The following is a 20,382-nucleotide window of genomic DNA, read 5'->3' on the forward strand; positions in this document are numbered from 1 at the left end:
CAGATGAAATTAACAGTCGAACACGTGTCGTATCAAATCAATCAGCAACCTATCCTACAAAATATCTCATTAAAAACCCTTGAAGGACAATTTGTTGGCTTGATTGGGTCAAATGGTAGTGGCAAATCGACATTACTTAAAAGTATTTATAAGACACTAAAGCCTGACGCTGGCGAGATTTATTTGGATGACTTGAATATTTTGCAAAGTGCAGAAAAAAAAGTCGCGCAACAAATGAGTGTCGTAAGCCAATTCAATGAGCTGAGTTTTGATTTAACGGTTGAGCAAATGGTCTTACTTGGAAGAACCCCTCACAAAGCGATGCTCGAAAAAGAAAACCAGCGTGATTTTTCACTAGTAGAGCAAGCTTTGCAACAGACAGGGCTAGAGGGGTATCGTCAACGGAGCTTTTTGTCTTTGTCGGGTGGTGAGAAACAACGAGTTGTCTTGGCGCGTGCGATTGCCCAAGATCCTAAGTTTATGATCTTAGATGAGCCGACCAATCATTTGGATATTCGCTATCAATTGGAAATCTTAGAGATCGTAAAAGGCTTGGGGATTGGTGTCTTGGCAGCCTTGCATAATTTGGAAGAAGCGGCAAGATATTGTGATTACCTCTATGTCTTAAAAAAAGGAACAGTAGTCGCTCAAGGGAAGCCAGAAGAGGTCTTGACGGAGTCTCTGATCGAATCAGTCTATGGTATTCGATGCAAAGTGTACCGTAATCCCATTACAAATGGGTTAGGATTTTATTATTATTTTGGAGAAGAGGAAAAATAGAATGAAGAAAAAATGGGTAGGCATCATGGAAATCGGAGCACTAGCACTTACACTAGCGGCTTGTGGTCAATCACAATCAACAACAGCGAGTTCTGAAGGAAGTACGTATCCTTTGACGATTTCAAACTATACGAAAGCAGAAGGCGGCACTGAATGGACGAAAAAAGATGAGACCTTTACGAAAGCACCAAGTAAAGTGATGGCCAATACACGACCAGCTGCAGAATTATTGCTTCATCTAGGCTTAAAAGACCACATAGCTGGAGTTGGGGCAACATTTGGAGCAGCGGATCCAGAAGTTGCTGATGAGTTTAAAGAGTTAAAAGACCTAGGGAATAGCTATATTAGTAAAGAAACCGCGCTTAGTGTCGATCCAGATATGATGTATGGACGCGGAGGTTTATTTGATAATCAAGACTGGGGCAATGGAACGGTCGATTCAATCAATGAGATGGGTATCCCGACGTATGTGTTAGAATCATCCGTCACAGGAGCGACCTTTGACTCTGTGTATAAAGACATTGATCATCTCGGTGAAATTTTCCAAGTGCAAGATGCAGCGAAGAAATTTTCAAAAGAAATCAAAACTCGGGAAACGAATTTAAAAGCAGAAGTAGAAAACAACAAAACCCAAACATTTGCCTATTTGCATATGTCTGATCCAAGCCAAGTAGTTGTATATGCTGCCCACGATGAATCATTTTTTAATGATATGTTCAAAATGATTAAGTTGGATAATGTCTTCCAAGATCAAACAGGTGATGTCAGCGAAGAAACACTAATAGAAACAGATCCAGATGTTTTAATCGTCGGTGATTGGTCAACGATTGAAGGCAGTATTACAGGGAAACAAGTCATTGAAGGACTATACAGCAATCCCAAATTATCTAGTATGAAAGCAATCAAAAACAAACAAGTCTATGCAGTTAATTACAATTACTTATTTGGGTATGGATACCAATCATTGACTGGTCTAGAAAGCTTAGTCAAAGAAATGAAAGCCAACCAATAAGGTCAGATAGAATGATTCATCAGTAAAAAGCCCGCAAATTCAGAAGTTCATTCACAAACTTTTGATTTGCGGGCTTTTTTCCTGTCGCTAGTTTTTGAGTATCACATCCTTATTGCTAAAGAGATGTCGTTGCTTGATAATGGTAAGAGAAAGGTTGTGAGAATATGCGTTACCTAAGGGCATTTCAATTTCCACTAGAACAAAAATATGGCCGAACAATTTATCCTTATAATAGTTTGAATAGCAAAGCCGGAGAGATGCTTGTCTTCGACTCGATCACTCTTATCTATGGAGAAAATGGTTCGGGAAAATCAACATTCTTAAATTGTTTAGCCACCTTACTTGATATGCCAGGTGCTGAGGGCGTGCGCCGATTTGGGACAACCGATTACTTTCAAGAGTACCTCGCACAGTGTGTACTCTTGAAGGATGAAACTGATGATGGAAAACAAGTATTTCCAATGCAGAAACAGTATATAAAAAGTGAGGACATCTTGTACGAAATTAAAAAAATTCAACAAGAGGCTATTTTACGAGAAAATTACTATTATACCAGACGTAAACTGGGGATGACGAAAGAGCAATACGCGAGTCAGTCCCAATTTAAGATAGAAAAGCAAATCGTAAACCAAGTATTCAGACAGGAAAAATATTCAAATGGTGAGACAGCATTGCAAATATTTGAAGACTATTTACAACCAGATGGCTTTTATCTACTCGATGAGCCAGAAGCATCGTTAAGCCCAGAGAAGCAATTACAGCTAGCAGCGCAGATCAATGAATTGGCTCGCTTTTTCTCGGTACAGTTTGTTATCGTGACGCATTCACCGTTATTACTTGGTGCATTACAAGGGACTATCTATAATTTCAGTCAGCCTCAGCTAGTCATCAATCATTGGCATGAACTGCCAATCGTTAAACTCTATCAAAATTTTTTTGAAGAAAAATTTAGACCATCGAAAGAAAGATGATAAACAAATGAAAATACGCAAGTGAACAAAATGAGTTGCTAAATTAATTGGAACCGGTTTATAATTTGATATAACAACTAGAGAATATTGACTTATATTTTAAATTTTTGTGAAAAAATAAAATATAAGTTTGTTTTCTGATAAAAAATGAGAATTTTCTAAACAGAATGATTGTCAAGTAAGGAAAAAAGGCGTATGTTACTTATAAATTATAAGTAAAAAATACTTTAATTTCATTATCGATAAAAAGAAAGGAAAGATTACTATGGCGTATCAAATCACTAACCCGTACACTGGAGAAGTCGAAAAGACTTATGATAACTTTACGGACGAACAAGTCGACACAGCATTGGCAAAAGCTTACGAAAACTATCAATCATGGAAGAAAGAACCCGTGGCTGATCGTGCGAAAAAATTGCAGGCAGTATGCGATTATTTCTATGCACATACAGATGAATTAGCAACAATCATTACACATGATATGGGTAAATTATTCAAAGAAGCGCAAGGTGAAGTGATTATCTCAGCAGAAATTGCGAAATATTATGCTGAAAATGCAGAAACGCTCACTGCGCCAAAAGATTTTGATTCTCGTATGGGAAAAGCACAAATTGTCCCTCGCCCAATTGGGGTGTTAATGGCAGTTGAGCCATGGAACTTTCCTATTTATCAATTAATGCGAGTATTTGCACCAAACTATTTACTTGGCAATCCAATGGTTTACAAACACGCTAGCAATACGCCAGGATCAGCAGAAGCTTTTGAAAAATTCCTAGTGGCTGCGGGAATAGAAGAAGGAGCTGCAACAAACTTATTTGTCAGCTACGATCAAGTTAATGACATTATTGCCGACAAACGCGTGCAAGGTGTGGCGTTGACAGGTTCTGAGCGCGCTGGCGAATTAATCGCGGCTGAAGCGGGTAAAAACTTAAAACGTAGCTCATTAGAACTTGGCGGTAGTGATCCATTTATTATTCTAGAAGATGCTGATTTAAGCGAAATCAAAAAATTCATCGGCCAAGCGCGTCTTTACAATGCAGGGCAAGTATGTACCTCTTCTAAACGCTTTATCGTAACGGAAAATAATTATGACGAAGTATTGTCATCTTTGACTGCGGCATTTAAAGAAGCGAAAACAGGTGATCCATTTGATGAAGCTACGACCTTGGCACCATTAAATTCACTAAAAGCGAAAAAAGATTTAGTCAAGCAAGTCGAAAAAGCCATTGAAAATGGTGCGACATTAAGCTATGGCGACATGAGTAAAAACCAAGGAGACGATGCTTTCTTCTATCCAGTCATTTTGACGGATATTACGAAAGATAATCCTGCATACTATGAAGAATTCTTTGGCCCAGTTGGAGAAGTCTATAAAGTAAAAGATGAAGCGGAAGCAATCGAATTAGCGAATGATTCCGTCTATGGCTTGAGTGGAGTTGTCTTTGCAGGTGATCCAGAACATGGGGCCGAAGTTGCCGCTCAGATTGAAACAGGTGCGGTCTTTGTTAATAGCTATGGTGGTACATTACCAGAATTGCCATTTGGTGGCGTGAAGCGTTCTGGATATGGTAAAGAACTAGGAACATTAGGAATAGATGCCTTTATGAACCAAGAAATAATTGTGACACGTGAAAAACCAATTGATCTAAATGATGCATTTGGTGGATTTGTATAAAAAGACAAGTACGGAGCGCTGTGAAGGCGTTTCGTACTTGTTTTTTTAGGTTTGTTGTTTTTTTACGAGGAAATAGCCTGCCAAATTTAGCATCATTAAGATACTTGAAAAAAAGAAAATGCCATTGTAGTCAAACAGACTAGCTAGCACACCACCAGCTAACGGCCCCATGACACTACCAATCGACTGAAAACTCTGATTATACGAGAATATCAGACTAGTCTCTGCTTGCGGTGTTTCTTTGGTGAGCATTGTCTGAATGGAAGGGATTAAGGCAGCATCGGAAATCCCTGTCAAAAAGCGCAAAATCATCAAACCAACAATGCTGTGGACAAAGCCTGTTAAAAAGAAAATGATACAAGCAAAGGAAAAGCCAAAGAACAGAATGTTGGTCGTGCCAAAGCGATCCCCTAGTTTGCCAAAAGTCGGCGCTGCGATGATTGTGGAAATACCAGGCATCGCTGCGACAAATCCTGCCATTAGCGTGACATTTCCAGCTGGCAATAGTTCTTTGACAAATAGGCTAAGAATCGGATTAATCGCCAAATTGACGACTTGTACACTTAGCGTTGTCAGCAATAAGAAAAAGACAAAGCGGTTTTGAATGATGGTCTGGAGTGTTTTAGTAGGTTGTTCAGTGACTTGCTTATTTTTTTCCAAGCGAAAGGTCGAGACATCCTCTTTGACTAAAAAGAACGTCAATAAAAAGACGACAAACATAATCATTCCTGTGATATGAAAAGAGAAGCGATAACCAAAGACACTAGCTAGGATTCCACCTAATAATGGACCAAGTAATGTCCCAGCGGTAGAGCCTGTCACTAAGATACTCAATGCTTGACCAGCGTGATTCTTCGGTGACTGTACGGCAATCAAGGCATTGGCATTGGAGATAAAGCCACCAAAAGCACCTTGGAGCGCTCGTAGTAGCATTAATTGCCAGACGTTTGTGACAAAGGCCATTAAGAAGAAGACGACCGCCATTCCAAACGAAGCTCGCAATAGCATCAGCTTCCGACCTTTGCGATCTGCTAGCCGGCCCCAGAGTGGTGATACGAGCGCCATTACAAGGAAGGTCACAGAAAAAATTAAACTACTATAAAGGGTGAGCGCGGATTTGTTAAAATTTCCTAGTTCTTCAATGTAGAGCGAAAGAAATGGCATGACTTCACTTAAGCCCATACCAGTCATAAAGACACCGAACCATAGAACGAATAAATTTCGTTTCCAAATGGGCATATTTTTTAATGAGTGCAGTTGCATAAGCAAACTTCCTTTCTTTACTAGTTATATCTATCCTACTTGAAGCGAAAAGAATTTGCATGGGACACGCTTTATAGCAAAAGCTCAGCCAATTCAGCAAGGGAAGCGACTTGATAAGTTGGTTTTATCGCCGAAGTCGTCGTTTGGTTAGTCAGCCAGACACTGTCAATTTGCGCCTGCTTTGCTCCGACGATATCGGATTGCAAGGAATCGCCAATCATTATAAAATCACTCGGTTGATACTGAGGATATAAGCGGAAAATATGGTCAAAGAAGGCACGGCTAGGCTTGGCATGCCCAATTTCGCCGGAAATTACAATATGCTGAAAATAGCGATCGAAGCCCGTCATTGCCAAACGTTGGTATTGCGTCGCTGTTTTGCCATTGGTCCCAGCGATCAGCTGGACACCTTTGTCTGCTAAGGATGCTAGTAATTCCTTTGAACCAGGTAGGATGGCATCATTGGTATCTAGCACTTGTCTAAAATGTGCTTCTGCAGCGACGCCGTCAATGGCTTGGCCAAAAGTAGCAAACGTCTTGGCAAAGCGTGTATCTAGCAACGGTTGCGTTAGCGCACCAGCTTCAATTTGTTGCCAGGTTGCTTGATTTATTTCATGGTAGTTTGTCAACCAGTCCTTAAAAGCCACTGGTTGCTTCTGGAAGGCTGAAAAGACAGAACGCAATCCTTTTTCTTCACCGGCCTTAAAGTCGAGTAGCGTGTCATCTAAATCAAAAATATAACAAGTATAGTTCAAAATGTGATCCTCTTTTCATTTTAAAGTGGCTTCTATGTCTATAAGTAAATAGTAGGAGTCCAGTAAATATTTTTGAGTGTACGAATCCGGATAACATCCGTGTTGTTTTTAATTGCTTGAACCAGGCGTTGGACTTTTTCAAAATCGTCTTCATCAAGGTCGATGAGCGTGTAGACATATCCATTTTTGCGATCACTTGTCAAAATATCAATTTCAATATCAAAATGTGAAATCAATTTTGAGAGATGGGCAAAAATATGGGGATAGTCTTTATAAAACAACGTCAGGCGAATCGGCGCATGAAAGGGTAGTGATACATCTGGAAAGTTCACCGCTTGATGCGTATGACCAAATAATAAAAAGTCACGCATGCTTCGCAGGGTTGTCGTTGCACTATCGGTTAAAGCTTTATTTGTCGTTCCGCCAATATGTGGCAATAGACGGATTTTAGGATGATGAAGTAATTCCTTAGCGGGAAAGTCCGAGATATATAGCCGCAAGCGCTCTTCGTCTAAGGCGTCAATCACCGCTTGATTGTCGACAATCTCTCCACGACCAAAATTTAACAAAATGGCTTTCTTCTTCATACAAAGAAGTGTTTCTTGATTGATAAGCTTTCGTGTCTCGTCAGTTAAAGGGAGCAAAATAATGACAAAGTCAGAGCGCTTTAGGAGGTAGTCTAGTTGATCGACTTGGGTAAAAAAGTCTTCATTGCGTGTACGGCGTGCGTACCCTAAGACATCCATCCCTAAATCATGACAAGACTTGGCCAATTGCAAACCAATCGAGCCTAATCCTAAAATGCCGACCGTTTTTCCCTCTAATTCTTCACCGATGAACTCACCCCGGCGTGCTTCTGCTTGTTCTAATATATCATCACCTGTTAACGTCTGGACCATCTCAATGGCTGGCTTTAACGGGCGCATGGAGTGCAGCATGCAGCTTAGAACGAGCTCTTTGACTGCGTTGGCATTCACACCAGGAGTGTTAAAAACAGCGGTACCATTTTTGGTCGCTTCTTCGACGTCAATCGTATTCAGTCCTGTTCCCGCCCGACCAATCATTAATAAACGGTCAGAGAAGAGCGTGGTAGGAACTTTGGCGCTTCGGACAAAGATGGCATCCACCCCGTCAGCTTCTTCTGTGAAGGTAAAGTGTTGAGTCGTCATACGACGCTTTAATTTACTTGATAAATCGCCAAGAGTTAGGATGTTATACATAAAAAACACCTCCTTTTTTCATTTCATTCAAATTTTAGCTGTTTTTCGTGTAAAATGATAGCAAAAGATAGTAAAGGAGCACGCATATGCATATAGAAATGGTCAATTTTACAACGAGTGAACCAATCATCGGTAAACAGACTGAAATGAAAGATACGAAGTTAGGAGAATACGTAGAAATTGGTGAACAAAATCATCTTGATAATGTAACGGTTGGCGCGTATTCTTACACAGGGCAATATTGCTTCATCCAAAATAGTCAGCTAGGAAAATTCATTAGCATGGCGGCAATGGTCAGAGTCGGACCAACCAATCATCCTTACGAAAGACCTAGTCAACATATTTTTACATACAATGGTGAAGGATTTGGCTTTCCTGCTAAAGATCAAGAATTTTTGGCAAAACGGAAACAAAAAGTGACCACAATTGGCAATGATGTCTGGATTGGGCACGGTGTGGTGATTCAAGCTGGAGTAAAAGTAGGTGATGGTGCGGTAATTGCATCCAATGCAGTCGTGACCAAAGATGTTCCTGACTATGCGATAGTCGGTGGCGTACCAGCGAAGACAATCAAGTATCGCTTTGAGGAAGAAACCATCGCTGCTTTAAAACGGATCCAATGGTGGAACTGGTCACGCGCGAGGTTAGAAGAACACTACTTAGATTTTCGCAAACCAATCTCAGAATTTATCGAAATTCACGATCAATAAAAAAGCTGAGACAAAATGAATGACTATGGCAAATAAAGACCAAAAAATTTAGAAGTTTGAGAAACAAACTTCTAAATTTTTTGGTCTTTTGATTATAGGTGAATAACTTATTTTCTATTGCATTTCGATAGTTAGGTTGCCTTTTTTTGCTTTGCCTGCTTTGATCATCGCATAGTAGATTGCATAGGAGATGACACCCGATAAAACGACGCCGACAAGTAAGAACGTCAAGAAGCCATTAAAGTTCGTAGCCCATAAATTCAACGGAGCAATCAGTGAGTTCAATCCTAATCCAGCTAGCTCATACGTTGTTTCAAAATGAAAAATAACAGTCGCGATTGGGGCACAAATAACTGCTGAAATAAACGGCGGAATGACCATTTGTGGATGCAACGTCAAGTTCGCAAATTGAATCTTTGGTGTGATTAATCCCTGGGCAATATTGGCACCAATTTTATTTTCACGAAAGCTCATGACAGTGAAGCCGACAAATTGAGCTGTACAGCCAATCAAAGCAGCTGCTGAAGAGACCGGATCTAGTTGCAAGGCAATGGCTAGTGCTGCTGATGAAGCAGGCGTCATTAATAAGATACTCCAAGCCAATGCGACAACACTTGAACCAATAATTGGTGAGATAGTGACAGAGTTTGCAATCATTTGACTTAACCAAAGTAAAAACGGTGTTGTGACATAAGCTAATAACACACCACTAATTCCTCCGATAAACAGACTTCCAAATGGGACCAAAATCATATCTAATGGTGTTTTCCCTGTTAACCACTTACCGACTAGTGCGGCAATTAATCCAGCTAAGACGGCACTGATTGGTTGCCCAGTGGTAAAAATCCCACCGCCAGCCAATTGAGATGCTGCATGACCTGTAATTGTAATACTGCTAACACTGTCTTGTGTGAAGTAGACCGCATTTGCTCCGACAGTTGACGCAATCATCGAACTAAAGAGCACCAATGTATTGGTCCCCAATTGATAAGCGATTCCCGCTCCAAAAGCTGGTGCTAATAATAGTTTAGCCATTGTACCAATTTGGGTAATTTCAGCAATACCTGTGAATTTTCCAATAGTCTCAAATAATAAACCAATTCCTAGTGCTACCAAAACGGCATTAGAAATACCAGCCGAAACTTTATAAACATAATCTTTGACGATTTCTTTCCTTGTCATTGTTTTTGTTTCTGTAGTGCCCATTTAGTTTCCCCCTATGGATTTAGAACAACTGTCTAAATTTTCTAAAAATTACGATTAGTCAGATTTTAAATGAAATAAAAAGATTAATCAAGCATTTTACATGAAAATACTTTATTTTCTTGAAAGCTTCCTGAAATCAAGAGAGGATGAGACAAAATCGTTCAGCTACAAACCAAAAACCATCCAATCAGAAGTTATTTTCAAACTTTTGGATTGGATGGTTTTAGTAATTAGTTCTGTATTATTTCTGAACGTATTGCTCAGAGCAAAACGCAATTGTCACAACATTTGTAATCAGTGTTCAAAAAGCAGCTCTCTCGACATTACGTCAGAAATATTCAAAAATTTTAAATTCAATTTTCGAAATTTCTGAGCGTATTGCTCAGAGCTGAACGCAATTGTCACAACCTAGTAATCAGTGTTCAAAAAGCAGCTCTGTCGGCTATACGTCACAAATATTCAAAATTTAAAAAGCAAATTTCGAAATTTCTGAACGTATCGCTCGGAGCTGAACGCTTTTTTCACAACCTCTATTTGTCAAAGGGTAGCAATTTTTTGCATATCTTCTGAGGATAATTCAAAGTCAAATAACGCTAAGTTTTCTTGTTGGCGTTCATTGTTGTGTGATTTAGGAATAATGATTACGCCTCTTTGTACTTGATAGCGCAAGGCAACTTGTGCCCAATTTTTATTATAGGCTGCACCGATTTTACATAGCGTTTCTTTGGCTTCATCTGACACTTTGGTCAATGGGCCCCATGCTTCTGGGACCACGTGGTTTTCTAGACAAAAATCAATAATTGCGTCATTCCAATTTCCTGGATGTGATTCGATTTGGTTGACGGCGGGTTTAATACGACTATGTTCAAGCAAGTAGCCTAATTGCTCTTGATTGAAATTTGATACGCCGATTGCTTTTAAGACTCCTTTATCAACAAATGCTTCTAGGACACGCCACATTGCAAGAATTTGTTCTAAATTATCCCATGGATGATGAATCAAATAAAGATCAATATAATCTGTATCTAAGGCGGCCAAACTACTTTCAACGCCTTCTTTTACAGCGGCAGCATCTTTGTAGTAAGCTTCTTCACCAGGAATTTTTGATGTTAGGAAAAAAGCTTCTCGACCTAGACCAGTTTCTTTTAACCCTTTTGCGACGACTGCTTCATTACGATAGGCAATTGCTGTATCAAATAAGCGATAACCATTGGCTACGGCTTCTTTTAACTCGGTTGTCTCACCGTTAATGGTGCCCATGTATTCACGATTTTCTTTTCCAAATGTATTTGTACCGCTTCCAACTACAGGTATTGTCAGACCATTGTTCAATTGAATTGTTTCCATTACAAATTCCCTCCTTAGTGATGCATAGGTGATACAGTTTTTATTTTAACAAAGTAAGAAACGAACAGCTATTGAGACCGCCTTATTTTTGTAAAATAAAAAATAATTCATTCTTTAGGCGAGAAAGCACCATTTTAAAGAAAGAACAGGTATAATAATGAAAAAAATGAACAACAAGGAGTAAGGAAATGAATGGGCTAGAACAAATGGCAAAAAAGCAGTTAAGCAGTGTCTTATTTACTCCAGATCAGATTGTGAAATTAGTATTGCCGATTATCGTTGACCAAAGTTTTATCATCGGGATGGCAATTTTTAATACGGCGATGATTAGTTCGGCAGGAATAGCCGCAGTCAGTGCTGTCAATATGGTGGAATCATTAAATATTTTTTTAGTGAGTATTTTTATTGCGTTGGCAACTGGGGGCACGGTACTTGTCGCTCAGGCACGAGGGAAGAGAGACCAAGCGCTCCTACAAAGGGCAGCGACCAATACACTGGTTACCGTTTTTTTACTTGCTTTTTTGTTTTCGTTATTGATGCTGGTATTCCATCAACAAATTCTAACAGGAATTTTCGGTGGATCAAGTGAAGCAGTTATGAAAAATGCACGCATCTACTATATTGGATCGGTGGCTAGCTATCCTGCCTTGGCCATTGTAGAAGCGGCATGTGGCGTATTAAGAGGTGTAGCAGATACTAAAACTTCTTTCTTCTTATCGTTTGTGACGAATTTTAGTTATGTTGGTTTGAATTTACTCTTTATCTTAGTGTTTCATTTTGGTATTGTCGGCATGTCAGTAGCAATCAATATTGCCAGAATTGCCGGGGCATTGCTTTCGTTGTGGTATCTACTTTATCGAAATGAGGAATTAGCCATTACTATTAAGCGTATGATTCACTTGGATCGTCAGATGATGAAGCGAGTCTTAGTTGTTGGCTTTCCCTTTGCGGCAGAGCAGCTTTTCTTTAATGGTGGCAAAATTATTACGCAGATTTTTATCGTCGGCTTAGGAACACTTGCATTGACCTCAAATGCGATTGCCACGTCACTGACAATGTTACTGGAAATTATTCCGGGTTCACTGACACTTGCTTTGGTGCCGATTGTTGGCCAATCGATTGGTGCGGGTGATACCCAAAGTGTCAAACGATTTTGGCGAGCATTTGTTGTCTTGTCATCACTAGCAACACTGGTTACTGGGGTGCTATTGCTGTTGTTGTATCCGTGGATTATTAAACTATTTAATGCACCAGCTAGTGTTGAGAACACGGTCTTTTGGATTACGGTGATGGTCATGATTTTTCGAATCATTTTCTGGCCAGTAAGCTTTATCACGCCGTCAGCTTTACGGGCAGCAGGGGATGCTAATTTTACTTCCTTGGTTTCATTAAGTAGTATGTGGGGCGTGCGTATTGTTCTAGGGTATTTACTGGGTATTACCTTCCATTATGGCTTATACGGTATTTGGGCAGCGATGTGTTTAGAGTGGGGTGTACGGGGTGCGATTTTTGCTCTACGCTTAAGAAGCAATGCCTGGATGAAAAAACGCTTAGTGTAGCCTTCAAGGTTGTGACAAAAGCGTTTAGCTCCGAGCGATACGATCAGAAATTTCGAAATTTACTTTTTAAATTTTGAATATTTATGACGTATAGGCGAGAGAACTGCTTTTTGAACACTGATTACCAAGGTTGCGACAATTGCGTTTAGCAGCAATAAGCTCAGAACTGTCTTGCTACTAAACTCTATCAGCAAGACAAAATGAGTTATTATGAAAAAGACCAGACAGTCCAGAACTGTTTAGAAACAACTTCTGGATTGTTTGGTCTTTTTGCTTGTGTTTAAATAGTTCTGTCTCAATTTCGTTATTGTTATCGTTACCATCGCTCATTAAAAACGTGCTACTATGATGGTAGTCAAGGATTGCGTTAAAGAAAGAAGGGGTTAATTCGGTATGCGAATCATTATCATTGGAGGCTCAGTATCTGGTGTCGCGGCGGCGATAGAGGCGCGTAAACAATTACCAGATGCAGAAATTAGTTTACTAGAAAAGGGTACAGCTGTAGGTGTATTGCCTAATCATTTGTTTTGGCTACTGGCAAAGGATGACTCTTGTCAACGAGCGTATCTGGCGACAGATAAGGAGTTAGCGGCTAACTATGATATTAATGTCTATCTTCATACGACAGTGGTGTCGCTTCACAAGTCGCATCTAGTCACGCGAGATGAGCAAGTGTGGCCTTTTGACCGAGCGATTATTGCGACAGGCTCTGGTCAATTTTCCACTCTCATCACTGCGCATGAAGTTATTGAAGGCGACATGAAGCAACAAGTGAACCAAGCGAGTCTCATTCAAAAAATAGATCAAGCCGACTCTATCGCAATCATTGGGGCCGGTCTGTTAGGGATGACTTTTGCATCTGCGTTGGCACATACGGATAAGCACGTACTCGTTTTTGAACGGGCCAATCTTCCTCTGATCCGCTATTTCAACCATGAGCTCGTCCATACAATCATGGCTAATGCTTCATCTGCAATTGACTTTCACATTGGAGAAGCCGTAGATGATGTAACCGCGCAAGCAAACGGCCAACTTATAGTAACGGAAAAAAATAGCTATCCAGTCGACTTGACGTTACTCGCTGTTAATACCCGGCCGTCGACGCAAGAATTAACTGAATCCTTGCAAAAAAACGCAGACGGCACTATCTGGGTTGATGACTATTTGCAGACGTCACAACAGCACGTTTTTGCGATTGGCGATGCGATTCAAGTGACATTTAAGCTGACAGGCGAGTCGGTGTATCTTTCATCGATTGCCAATGCGTTGCGGACAGCGCGTATCGTTAGTCATAATTTAAAGCGGCTTACGCAAAAAGATCCGGGTACAGTACGGCCGTATAGCTGTGTGTTATTTGATCGATGGTATGGCACGGTTGGCTTGACGTTGCAAGAAGAAATGTTTTATCCACAGCAGCTATCGAGCTATAAGGTTTCATTAGCTGAGGAGGAGCATGTCACTTTGATTTATGATACAAACCAAATTGTCGTAGGTGGCCAACTAGAAGCAAACCATTTACCCATAGAGCATTGGCACCATTTAATTCAGATGGTACAAAAAGGATACTCTTTAGATCAATGTATAGTGAAAGAAAACTATATGAATAAGTTAAGTGACCAAGACTTGGCAGAATTGGAGGTGGGCTTGGATGCGATTGGATGAACTTTTAGAAAAAAAAGAAGCCACTCAATTCCAATTGTTACGAGAAATTGTCTTAGCTGGCGGCAGTCAAATGGTCCAAACGTTAAGAGAAAAGTCTAAGCTATCCAAGAGCGCCTTTGAGCAATATATCCAGGAATTAGAAGAATTGTCTCGCTATCAACCCGATGTATTTGAATTAAAAAATGATGGCTTAATGGTTCGACTAACTTTTCCCCCAACGAGTAGCTTAGAAAGTTTATTAAGCAAATGGGTCATCGAAAGTATCTCATTTCAAATAATGGCCTTTTGTTTGCAACACGCTGAGTTTAAGACGGTGCAATTGGTGACTCACTTGGGCATTAGTGAATCGACACTCTTCCGAAAAACCAAAGAGTTAAATAAAAAACTGCATGAATTTCGGATTCAAATCAAAAATGGTGGCTTGCAAGGTGAAGAGCTGCAAATTCGTTATTTCTATTTTCATCTGTACGGACAATTGTCTGCTTACGTACCATTAACGAGTCAATGGCAAGTAGATGCAGATCGTTTTGTCAACGCATTAGCGGCACACCTAGACGTGACGTTTTCCCAAGCGAATGCGCAAAAGCTCAGTCTATGGCTAAAAATCATGCAAAAGCGTTGGTTAGTTAAAAAACCAGAGCAAACTGAAATCAAAAAGAAATTAGCTTACTTTACGGACGATGTACTGTACCAAGCAGTAGATGAATTTATGACGTTGTATCTGAGTAGGACGGCTGTCGAAAATAGTCGCTATGAAGCCATGTTGTTTTATGTTTTTTTGGTATGCTTTGAAGTATTTGAAGAAGAAGACTTCTATCAATATGATCTTCTGCGTAGTAAGAAATTACCGACCGCAGTTTTAGATACGTATATTAGAGAGACAATCTTGCTTTACTATCGACCACGACGACTATCCATTCAGCTCGAGAAAAAATTTGGCTATCAAATCGCTCACATCAATAACCGCGTCTACTTTTTTCAAGGACGCATTGAATTGTATAATCGCCAACATATGATTGAACTTCAGCGGCGCCTACTCGGTAAAACATTGAGTCAATTGTTAAATCAATTGCTGGTCCTAGTATTTGAGCAATTAGATAAGTACCAAATACAGCAGACCACTCTACATGATTTTTTAGTCATCAGCTATGCAAGTGTGTTGATGATGATTGATTTTTCCGTGACACAGACTGTCTATGTGGCTGTAGATTTTACTAATCTACCTGCGTATCGCTTCCCTTTCTATCAACTTATTCAGTTAGAATTGAAGCCACTGAATGGAGTAGAGGTCAGCGAGTACGATGACCAGCAGGACTATGATTTGGTGATATCACCGAAAGTCCCACCGCGGAATCAGCAGCAAAGCCAGTGGTACATGCTGTCCGAATTTGTCTCAAATTATGATTTACAGACTATAAAACAAGTAATCGAACAAATTCGCCATTATAAAAATTAATAACTAGAGGTTGTGACAAAAGCGTTCAGCTCCGAGCATTACGCTCAGAAATTTCGAAAATTGAATTTAAAATTTTTGAATATTTCTGACGTAATGTCGAGAGAGCTGCTTTTGAAACACCGATTAACCAAGGTTGTGACAATTGCGTTTAGCTCCGAGCAATAAGTTCGAAAAGCCCGAAAATTGATTCTCAAATTTTAGGGACTTTACGACTTATAGCCGAGGAGGTGCAATTGAAACACCGATTAACCAAGGTTGTAAAAAAAAGCGTTCAGCTCTGAGCAATACGTTCAGAAATTTCGAAATTTGCTTTTTAAATTTTGAATATTTATGACGTATTGCCGAGAGAGCTGCTTTTTGAACACTGATTACTAGGTTGTGACAATTGCGTTTAGCTCCTACGACCAAAAGCCAGAAGTTATTTTTCAAACTTCTGGCTTTTTGCTAGCAGTTGAATGTTTCTGCTATACACGCCAACCTATGTGATAGCTGGAATCTGTCAAAAAAAAGAAAAATAACTTTTTTTTTGACAGGTATAGTCAAGTGTTTCCGTGTATGATAGGACTATAGAAAGAAAACGATTACACAATCAAGGAGGAATTTCAATGACAGAGCAAACATACATTATGGCAATTGACCAAGGAACAACCAGTTCACGGGCGATTATCTATGACAAAAAAGGCACACAAATCGGTAGTTCGCAAAAAGAGTTTACGCAATATTTCCCACGTGAAGGCTGGGTGGAACACAATGCAAATGAAATTTGGAATTCTGTCCAATCAGTTATTGCAGGCGCATTTATTGAATCAGGTATCAAGCCTTCACAAGTAGTAGGGATTGGCATTACCAATCAACGGGAAACAACTGTTGTATGGGAAAAAGACACTGGTCGTCCTATCTACAATGCAATTGTTTGGCAATCACGTCAATCAGCACCCATCGCAAATAAATTAAAAGACGAGGGTCATAGTGAGTTCATCCATAAAAAAACCGGATTAATCATTGATGCCTATTTTTCTGCAACGAAAATTCGCTGGATCTTAGACAATGTCGAAGGGGCGCAAGAGCGAGCAGAAAAAGGCGAATTACTTTTCGGTACGATTGATACATGGCTAACATGGAAACTAACAGACGGTGGCGTACACGTGACAGATTACTCCAATGCAAGTCGGACAATGCTCTTTAATTTACATGACTTAGATTGGGATCAAGAAATTTTAGACTTACTAAATATTCCACGTGAAATGTTACCAAAACCAGTATCCAATTCAGAAGTATATGGCTACACGCAAGGGTTCCACTTCTATGGTAGCGAAGTGCCAATCTCAGGTATGGCGGGCGACCAACAAGCGGCATTATTCGGACAAATGGCATTCGAACCAGGCATGATAAAAAATACGTACGGTACCGGTTCATTTATCGTGATGAATACCGGTGAAGAGCCTCAATTATCGGAAAACAATCTATTGACGACAGTCGGATACGGTATTAATGGCAAAGTGTATTATGCCTTAGAAGGAAGTATCTTCGTGGCTGGATCATCCATTCAGTGGCTACGAGATGGCTTAAAGATGTTGGAAAAATCAAGTGACTCAGAAGAAGCTGCTCGCCAATCAAAAAATGATGATGAAGTATATGTCGTACCTGCATTTGTCGGGCTGGGTGCACCGTATTGGGACCAAGACGCGCGTGGAGCGATGTTTGGTATTACGCGTGGGACGACCAAAGAAGATCTAATCAAAGCAACCCTTCAATCGATTGCCTACCAAGTAAAAGACATTATCGATACGATGAAAGAAGATGCAAGTATCGATATTCCGGTATTAAAAGTAGACGGTGGGGCAGCCAATAATGGCTACTTGATGCAGTTCCAGTCAGATATTTTAGATATTCCGATTCAACGGGCACAAAATCTTGAAACAACCGCGTTAGGAGCAGCATTCTTAGCTGGTCTAGCAGTGGGTTATTGGAAAGATACTGATGAAATTCGCGAATTCTACGAAGCAGGAAAATTATTTGAACCGGAAATGCCAGCAGATAGAAGAGAACATTTATACAAAGGCTGGAAGAGTGCAGTCGCTGCAACACGTACCTTTAAACCGAATAACGAGGAGTGATAAGAATGACTTTTTCTATACATGATCGCAAAAAAATGTTGCAACAATTACAAGAATCAGAATTAGACGTCTTAATTATTGGTGGTGGGATTACCGGGGCTGGACTAGCAGTTCAGACCGCGGCCGCTAAAATGAAGACTGGCTTACTTGAAATGCAAGACTTCGCAGAGGGAACATCATCTCGTTCGACTAAGCTTGTTCACGGCGGAATCCGTTACTTAAAAACGTTTGATGTCGAAGTAGTGGCGGATACGGTCGGTGAACGGGCGGTCATTCAAGGCATTGCACCACATATTCCTAAGCCAGATCCAATGATTTTGCCAATCTATGACGATGAAGGGGCAACGACCTTTAATATGTTTTCAGTCAAGATTGCTATGGATCTTTACGACCGACTTGCAAATGTCCAAGACACAGAATATGCCAACTATCTATTGACCGCACCAGAAGTATTGGAACGCGAACCATTGATTAAAAAAGAAGGCCTACAAGGTGCCGGTGTCTATCTTGATTACCGTAACAATGATTCACGCTTGGTTATTGATAATATCAAGCGCGCGGTAGCAGATGGTGCCTTAGCCGTTAGCAAAATCAAAGTAACTGGTTTCTTATTTGAAGGAACCACCATCGTCGGCGTCAAAGCACGTGATGAATTAACAGGTGATGTGATCGAAATTCATGCCAAATATGTCGTGAATACAAGTGGTGCTTGGGCAGATAAAATTCGCAACTTAAACTTTAAGCGGGCCATTACACCACACATGCGTCCGACAAAAGGGGTGCATTTAGTCGTAGATGCCAAACGACTACCTGTACCACAACCAACATATTTTGATACAGGTAAGCAAGACGGTCGGATGGTTTTTGCGATTCCAAGAGAAAACAAAACGTACTTTGGAACGACCGATACCGATTATCAAGGAGACTATGAACACCCAGAAGTAACGCAAAAAGATGTAGATTATCTATTAGAAGTCATTAATTATCGTTATCCTGAAGCAAAGATTACACTAGATGATATTGAGGCAAGCTGGGCAGGTATTCGTCCATTGTTAAGCAATAATTCAGGCTCTGATTACAATGGCGGGGACAACGGTGCTATTTCAGATCGTAGCTTCCAACGTGTAATTGATGTCGTTGAAGAATACAAACGCCAAGAAATCACAAAAGGAGAAGTCGAACGCGTCTTAAATAACCTTGAGATGAGCCGTGAAGAAAAACACACGTCGCCATCATCAGTGTCGCGAGGAAGCTCATTAGAACGTGAAGAAGACGGACTAATCAGCCTATCAGGTGGGAAAATCACTGACTACCGCAAGATGGCAGAAGGTGCCTTTAACTTAATTCAAAAACTATTAAAAGAAGAGCACAATCAAGAGTTTACAGGAATTGATTCTAAGCATTACCCTATCTCAGGTGGAGACTTTGACCCGACAAAAGTCAAAGAGACCGTGGAAAAACTCGCAGAAGCTGGCAAAGAAAAAGGTCTGTCAGAAGAAGATGCCACTTATATTGCTGATTTTTATGGCACCAACGCGACAATTATCTTTGATGCCATTGATAAAATTGAACCATTTGAAGGATTGTCATTGGCAGAATCGATTCGACTATGGTATGCCCTAGAAGAAGAAATGACACTGACGCCTGCTGACTATATCGTACGGCGGACCAATCATTTGTTATTCCAAAGAGAAACACTGGATGACATTCTTCCAGGAGTTGTCAATGGAATGGCACAGTACTATGATTGGTCAGCCGAAGAGACTGAAAAGCAAAAACAAGCATTACAAGCAGTAATCGATGAATCCGACCTAAAAAAATTAAAGAAATGAGGAATCGCAAATGACAGGAGACAATGCGCAAATATTTGGTGAGTTTATTGGAACAATGATCTTAATTCTATTAGGTGACGGTGTATGTGCTGCAGTAAATCTAAATAAGAGTAAAGCACAAGGCTCAGGCTGGATTGTGATTGCCTTTGGTTGGGCGATGGCGGTAACAATGGCTGTCTTTATCGCTGGCTTTATGGGACCAGCTCACTTGAATCCAGCAGTAACATTAGCGATGGCAATGACAGGAGCAATTTCTTGGAGTTTGTTTGTACCGTTCATCTTGGCACAATTACTAGGTGCGTTAGTCGGAGCCATCTTAGTATGGTTGGCTTACTTGCCACATTGGTCTGAAACGAAAGATCAAGGAGCCATCCTTGGTACATTCGCTACAGGTCCAGCGATTCGCAACTACCCAGCAAACGTAATTACCGAAACAATCGGTACCTTTGTATTAGTCTTAGCATTACTAGCATTTGGTAAAACTGATTTTGCAGGTGGCACAAATGTCTTTGCAGTCGGCGCCTTAATTCTAGCAGCTGGTCTTTCTCTAGGAGGACCTACCGGGTATGCCATTAATCCAGCTCGTGACCTTGGTCCCCGGATTGCCCACCAATTACTACCAATCTCAACAAAAGGCACATCAGATTGGGCATACTCTTGGGTACCAATCGTCGGTCCAATGATTGGAGCAGTCATTGCAGTCTTAGTATTTAACGTAATGGTTTAATTCTGTTTAGCTCTAAGCAATAAGTTTCGAAATTTTGACTGATTGATGAGACATAACTATAAAAAAGCCATAACATCCAAAAGAGTAGAA

At 40.3% G+C, this 20,382-nt stretch carries 16 protein-coding genes; 11 read left to right on the forward strand and 5 right to left on the reverse strand.

Annotation, left to right across the window (positions count from 1 at the left end; all coding sequences use genetic code 11):
* Positions 1-3: 3 nt before the first annotated feature.
* The 4 genes from NE257_RS09195 (at position 4) to NE257_RS09210 (ending at position 4,438) form a co-directional block, all read left to right on the forward strand.
* Positions 4-780, forward strand: coding sequence for an ABC transporter ATP-binding protein (locus NE257_RS09195; RefSeq protein WP_251886277.1), 777 nt, complete (start codon positions 4-6; stop codon positions 778-780).
* Between the two features lies 1 nt (position 781).
* Positions 782-1,792, forward strand: a complete 1,011-nt coding sequence (locus NE257_RS09200) for an ABC transporter substrate-binding protein (RefSeq protein ID WP_251886278.1) — start codon at positions 782-784, stop codon at positions 1,790-1,792.
* 164 nt (positions 1,793-1,956) lie between these two features.
* A complete protein-coding gene (locus NE257_RS09205) occupies positions 1,957-2,763 on the forward strand; it encodes an AAA family ATPase (RefSeq protein ID WP_007207403.1) in 807 nt (268 codons plus the stop codon).
* Positions 2,764-3,028: 265 nt separating this feature from the next.
* Positions 3,029-4,438, forward strand: coding sequence for an NAD-dependent succinate-semialdehyde dehydrogenase (locus NE257_RS09210; protein ID WP_251886279.1), 1,410 nt, complete (start codon positions 3,029-3,031; stop codon positions 4,436-4,438).
* A 45-nt stretch (positions 4,439-4,483) separates the two neighbouring features.
* Here NE257_RS09210 and NE257_RS09215 read toward each other — a convergent pair whose 3' ends face one another.
* The 3 genes from NE257_RS09215 to NE257_RS09225 form a co-directional block, all read right to left on the reverse strand.
* Entirely contained in the window at positions 4,484-5,701 is a 1,218-nt protein-coding gene (locus NE257_RS09215) for an MFS transporter (protein WP_007207401.1), read from the reverse strand.
* Positions 5,702-5,772: 71 nt separating this feature from the next.
* Positions 5,773-6,456, reverse strand: coding sequence for a YjjG family noncanonical pyrimidine nucleotidase (locus tag NE257_RS09220; protein ID WP_251886280.1), 684 nt, complete (start codon positions 6,454-6,456; stop codon positions 5,773-5,775).
* Positions 6,457-6,494: 38 nt separating this feature from the next.
* Positions 6,495-7,676, reverse strand: a complete 1,182-nt coding sequence (locus NE257_RS09225) for an NAD(P)-dependent oxidoreductase (RefSeq protein WP_251886281.1) — start codon at positions 7,674-7,676, stop codon at positions 6,495-6,497.
* 86 nt (positions 7,677-7,762) lie between these two features.
* Here NE257_RS09225 and NE257_RS09230 point away from each other — a divergent pair, with 86 nt between their 5' ends.
* Positions 7,763-8,386: a DapH/DapD/GlmU-related protein gene (locus NE257_RS09230; RefSeq protein ID WP_251852186.1), complete on the forward strand. Its 624-nt coding sequence runs from the start codon at positions 7,763-7,765 to the stop codon at positions 8,384-8,386.
* A gap of 114 nt (positions 8,387-8,500) precedes the next feature.
* Here the strand turns inward: NE257_RS09230 and NE257_RS09235 are convergent, their stop codons facing one another.
* Together NE257_RS09235 and NE257_RS09240 are read right to left on the reverse strand one after the other, a co-directional pair.
* The gene (locus NE257_RS09235) at positions 8,501-9,592 is read right to left on the reverse strand and encodes a PTS sugar transporter subunit IIC (protein WP_251886282.1); all 1,092 of its coding nucleotides are present in this window, start codon (positions 9,590-9,592) and stop codon (positions 8,501-8,503) included.
* Positions 9,593-10,129: 537 nt separating this feature from the next.
* Positions 10,130-10,939, reverse strand: coding sequence for an aldo/keto reductase family protein (locus tag NE257_RS09240; protein ID WP_251886283.1), 810 nt, complete (start codon positions 10,937-10,939; stop codon positions 10,130-10,132).
* A gap of 188 nt (positions 10,940-11,127) precedes the next feature.
* On the opposite strand from NE257_RS09240, the gene NE257_RS09245 reads away from it, so the two are divergent.
* The 6 genes from NE257_RS09245 to NE257_RS09270 all read left to right on the forward strand — a co-directional run bounded on the left by NE257_RS09245 (position 11,128) and on the right by NE257_RS09270 (position 20,292).
* Positions 11,128-12,498, forward strand: a complete 1,371-nt coding sequence (locus tag NE257_RS09245) for an MATE family efflux transporter (RefSeq protein WP_251886284.1) — start codon at positions 11,128-11,130, stop codon at positions 12,496-12,498.
* Positions 12,499-12,891: 393 nt separating this feature from the next.
* Complete coding sequence (locus NE257_RS09250; RefSeq protein ID WP_251886285.1) at positions 12,892-14,160, forward strand: NAD(P)/FAD-dependent oxidoreductase; 1,269 nt, start codon at positions 12,892-12,894, stop codon at positions 14,158-14,160.
* Positions 14,147-15,616, forward strand: a complete 1,470-nt coding sequence (locus tag NE257_RS09255) for an AcpB/EbpR/MafR family transcriptional regulator (RefSeq protein ID WP_251886286.1) — start codon at positions 14,147-14,149, stop codon at positions 15,614-15,616. Before NE257_RS09250 ends, NE257_RS09255 begins: the two co-directional genes overlap by 14 nt.
* A 605-nt stretch (positions 15,617-16,221) precedes the next feature.
* Positions 16,222-17,733: a glycerol kinase GlpK gene (gene glpK, locus NE257_RS09260; protein WP_007207390.1), complete on the forward strand. Its 1,512-nt coding sequence runs from the start codon at positions 16,222-16,224 to the stop codon at positions 17,731-17,733.
* Positions 17,734-17,738: 5 nt separating this feature from the next.
* Positions 17,739-19,565 carry a type 1 glycerol-3-phosphate oxidase gene (glpO, locus tag NE257_RS09265; RefSeq protein WP_251886287.1) on the forward strand — a complete coding sequence of 609 codons (1,827 nt, stop codon included), beginning with the start codon at positions 17,739-17,741 and terminating at the stop codon, positions 19,563-19,565.
* A 10-nt stretch (positions 19,566-19,575) separates the two neighbouring features.
* Complete coding sequence (locus NE257_RS09270) at positions 19,576-20,292, forward strand: MIP/aquaporin family protein (RefSeq protein ID WP_007207388.1); 717 nt, start codon at positions 19,576-19,578, stop codon at positions 20,290-20,292.
* Positions 20,293-20,382: the final 90 nt, after the last annotated feature.

It is taken from the genome of Enterococcus italicus (assembly GCF_023743875.1).
In the GTDB taxonomy this organism is placed as follows: Bacteria; Bacillota; Bacilli; order Lactobacillales; family Enterococcaceae; genus Enterococcus_G; species Enterococcus_G italicus.

Coding starts and splice junctions, on each gene's coding strand:
- NE257_RS09215 (WP_007207401.1), bottom strand. CDS start 5,701: ATGCAACTGCACTCATTAAAAAATATGCCCATTTGGAAACGAAATTTA.
- NE257_RS09200 (WP_251886278.1), top strand. CDS start 782: ATGAAGAAAAAATGGGTAGGCATCATGGAAATCGGAGCACTAGCACTT.
- NE257_RS09225 (WP_251886281.1), bottom strand. CDS start 7,676: ATGTATAACATCCTAACTCTTGGCGATTTATCAAGTAAATTAAAGCGT.
- NE257_RS09270 (WP_007207388.1), top strand. CDS start 19,576: ATGACAGGAGACAATGCGCAAATATTTGGTGAGTTTATTGGAACAATG.
- NE257_RS09205 (WP_007207403.1), top strand. CDS start 1,957: ATGCGTTACCTAAGGGCATTTCAATTTCCACTAGAACAAAAATATGGC.
- NE257_RS09250 (WP_251886285.1), top strand. CDS start 12,892: ATGCGAATCATTATCATTGGAGGCTCAGTATCTGGTGTCGCGGCGGCG.
- NE257_RS09235 (WP_251886282.1), bottom strand. CDS start 9,592: ATGGGCACTACAGAAACAAAAACAATGACAAGGAAAGAAATCGTCAAA.
- NE257_RS09240 (WP_251886283.1), bottom strand. CDS start 10,939: ATGGAAACAATTCAATTGAACAATGGTCTGACAATACCTGTAGTTGGA.
- NE257_RS09255 (WP_251886286.1), top strand. CDS start 14,147: ATGCGATTGGATGAACTTTTAGAAAAAAAAGAAGCCACTCAATTCCAA.
- glpK (WP_007207390.1), top strand. CDS start 16,222: ATGACAGAGCAAACATACATTATGGCAATTGACCAAGGAACAACCAGT.
- NE257_RS09245 (WP_251886284.1), top strand. CDS start 11,128: ATGAATGGGCTAGAACAAATGGCAAAAAAGCAGTTAAGCAGTGTCTTA.
- NE257_RS09195 (WP_251886277.1), top strand. CDS start 4: ATGAAATTAACAGTCGAACACGTGTCGTATCAAATCAATCAGCAACCT.
- NE257_RS09210 (WP_251886279.1), top strand. CDS start 3,029: ATGGCGTATCAAATCACTAACCCGTACACTGGAGAAGTCGAAAAGACT.
- glpO (WP_251886287.1), top strand. CDS start 17,739: ATGACTTTTTCTATACATGATCGCAAAAAAATGTTGCAACAATTACAA.
- NE257_RS09230 (WP_251852186.1), top strand. CDS start 7,763: ATGCATATAGAAATGGTCAATTTTACAACGAGTGAACCAATCATCGGT.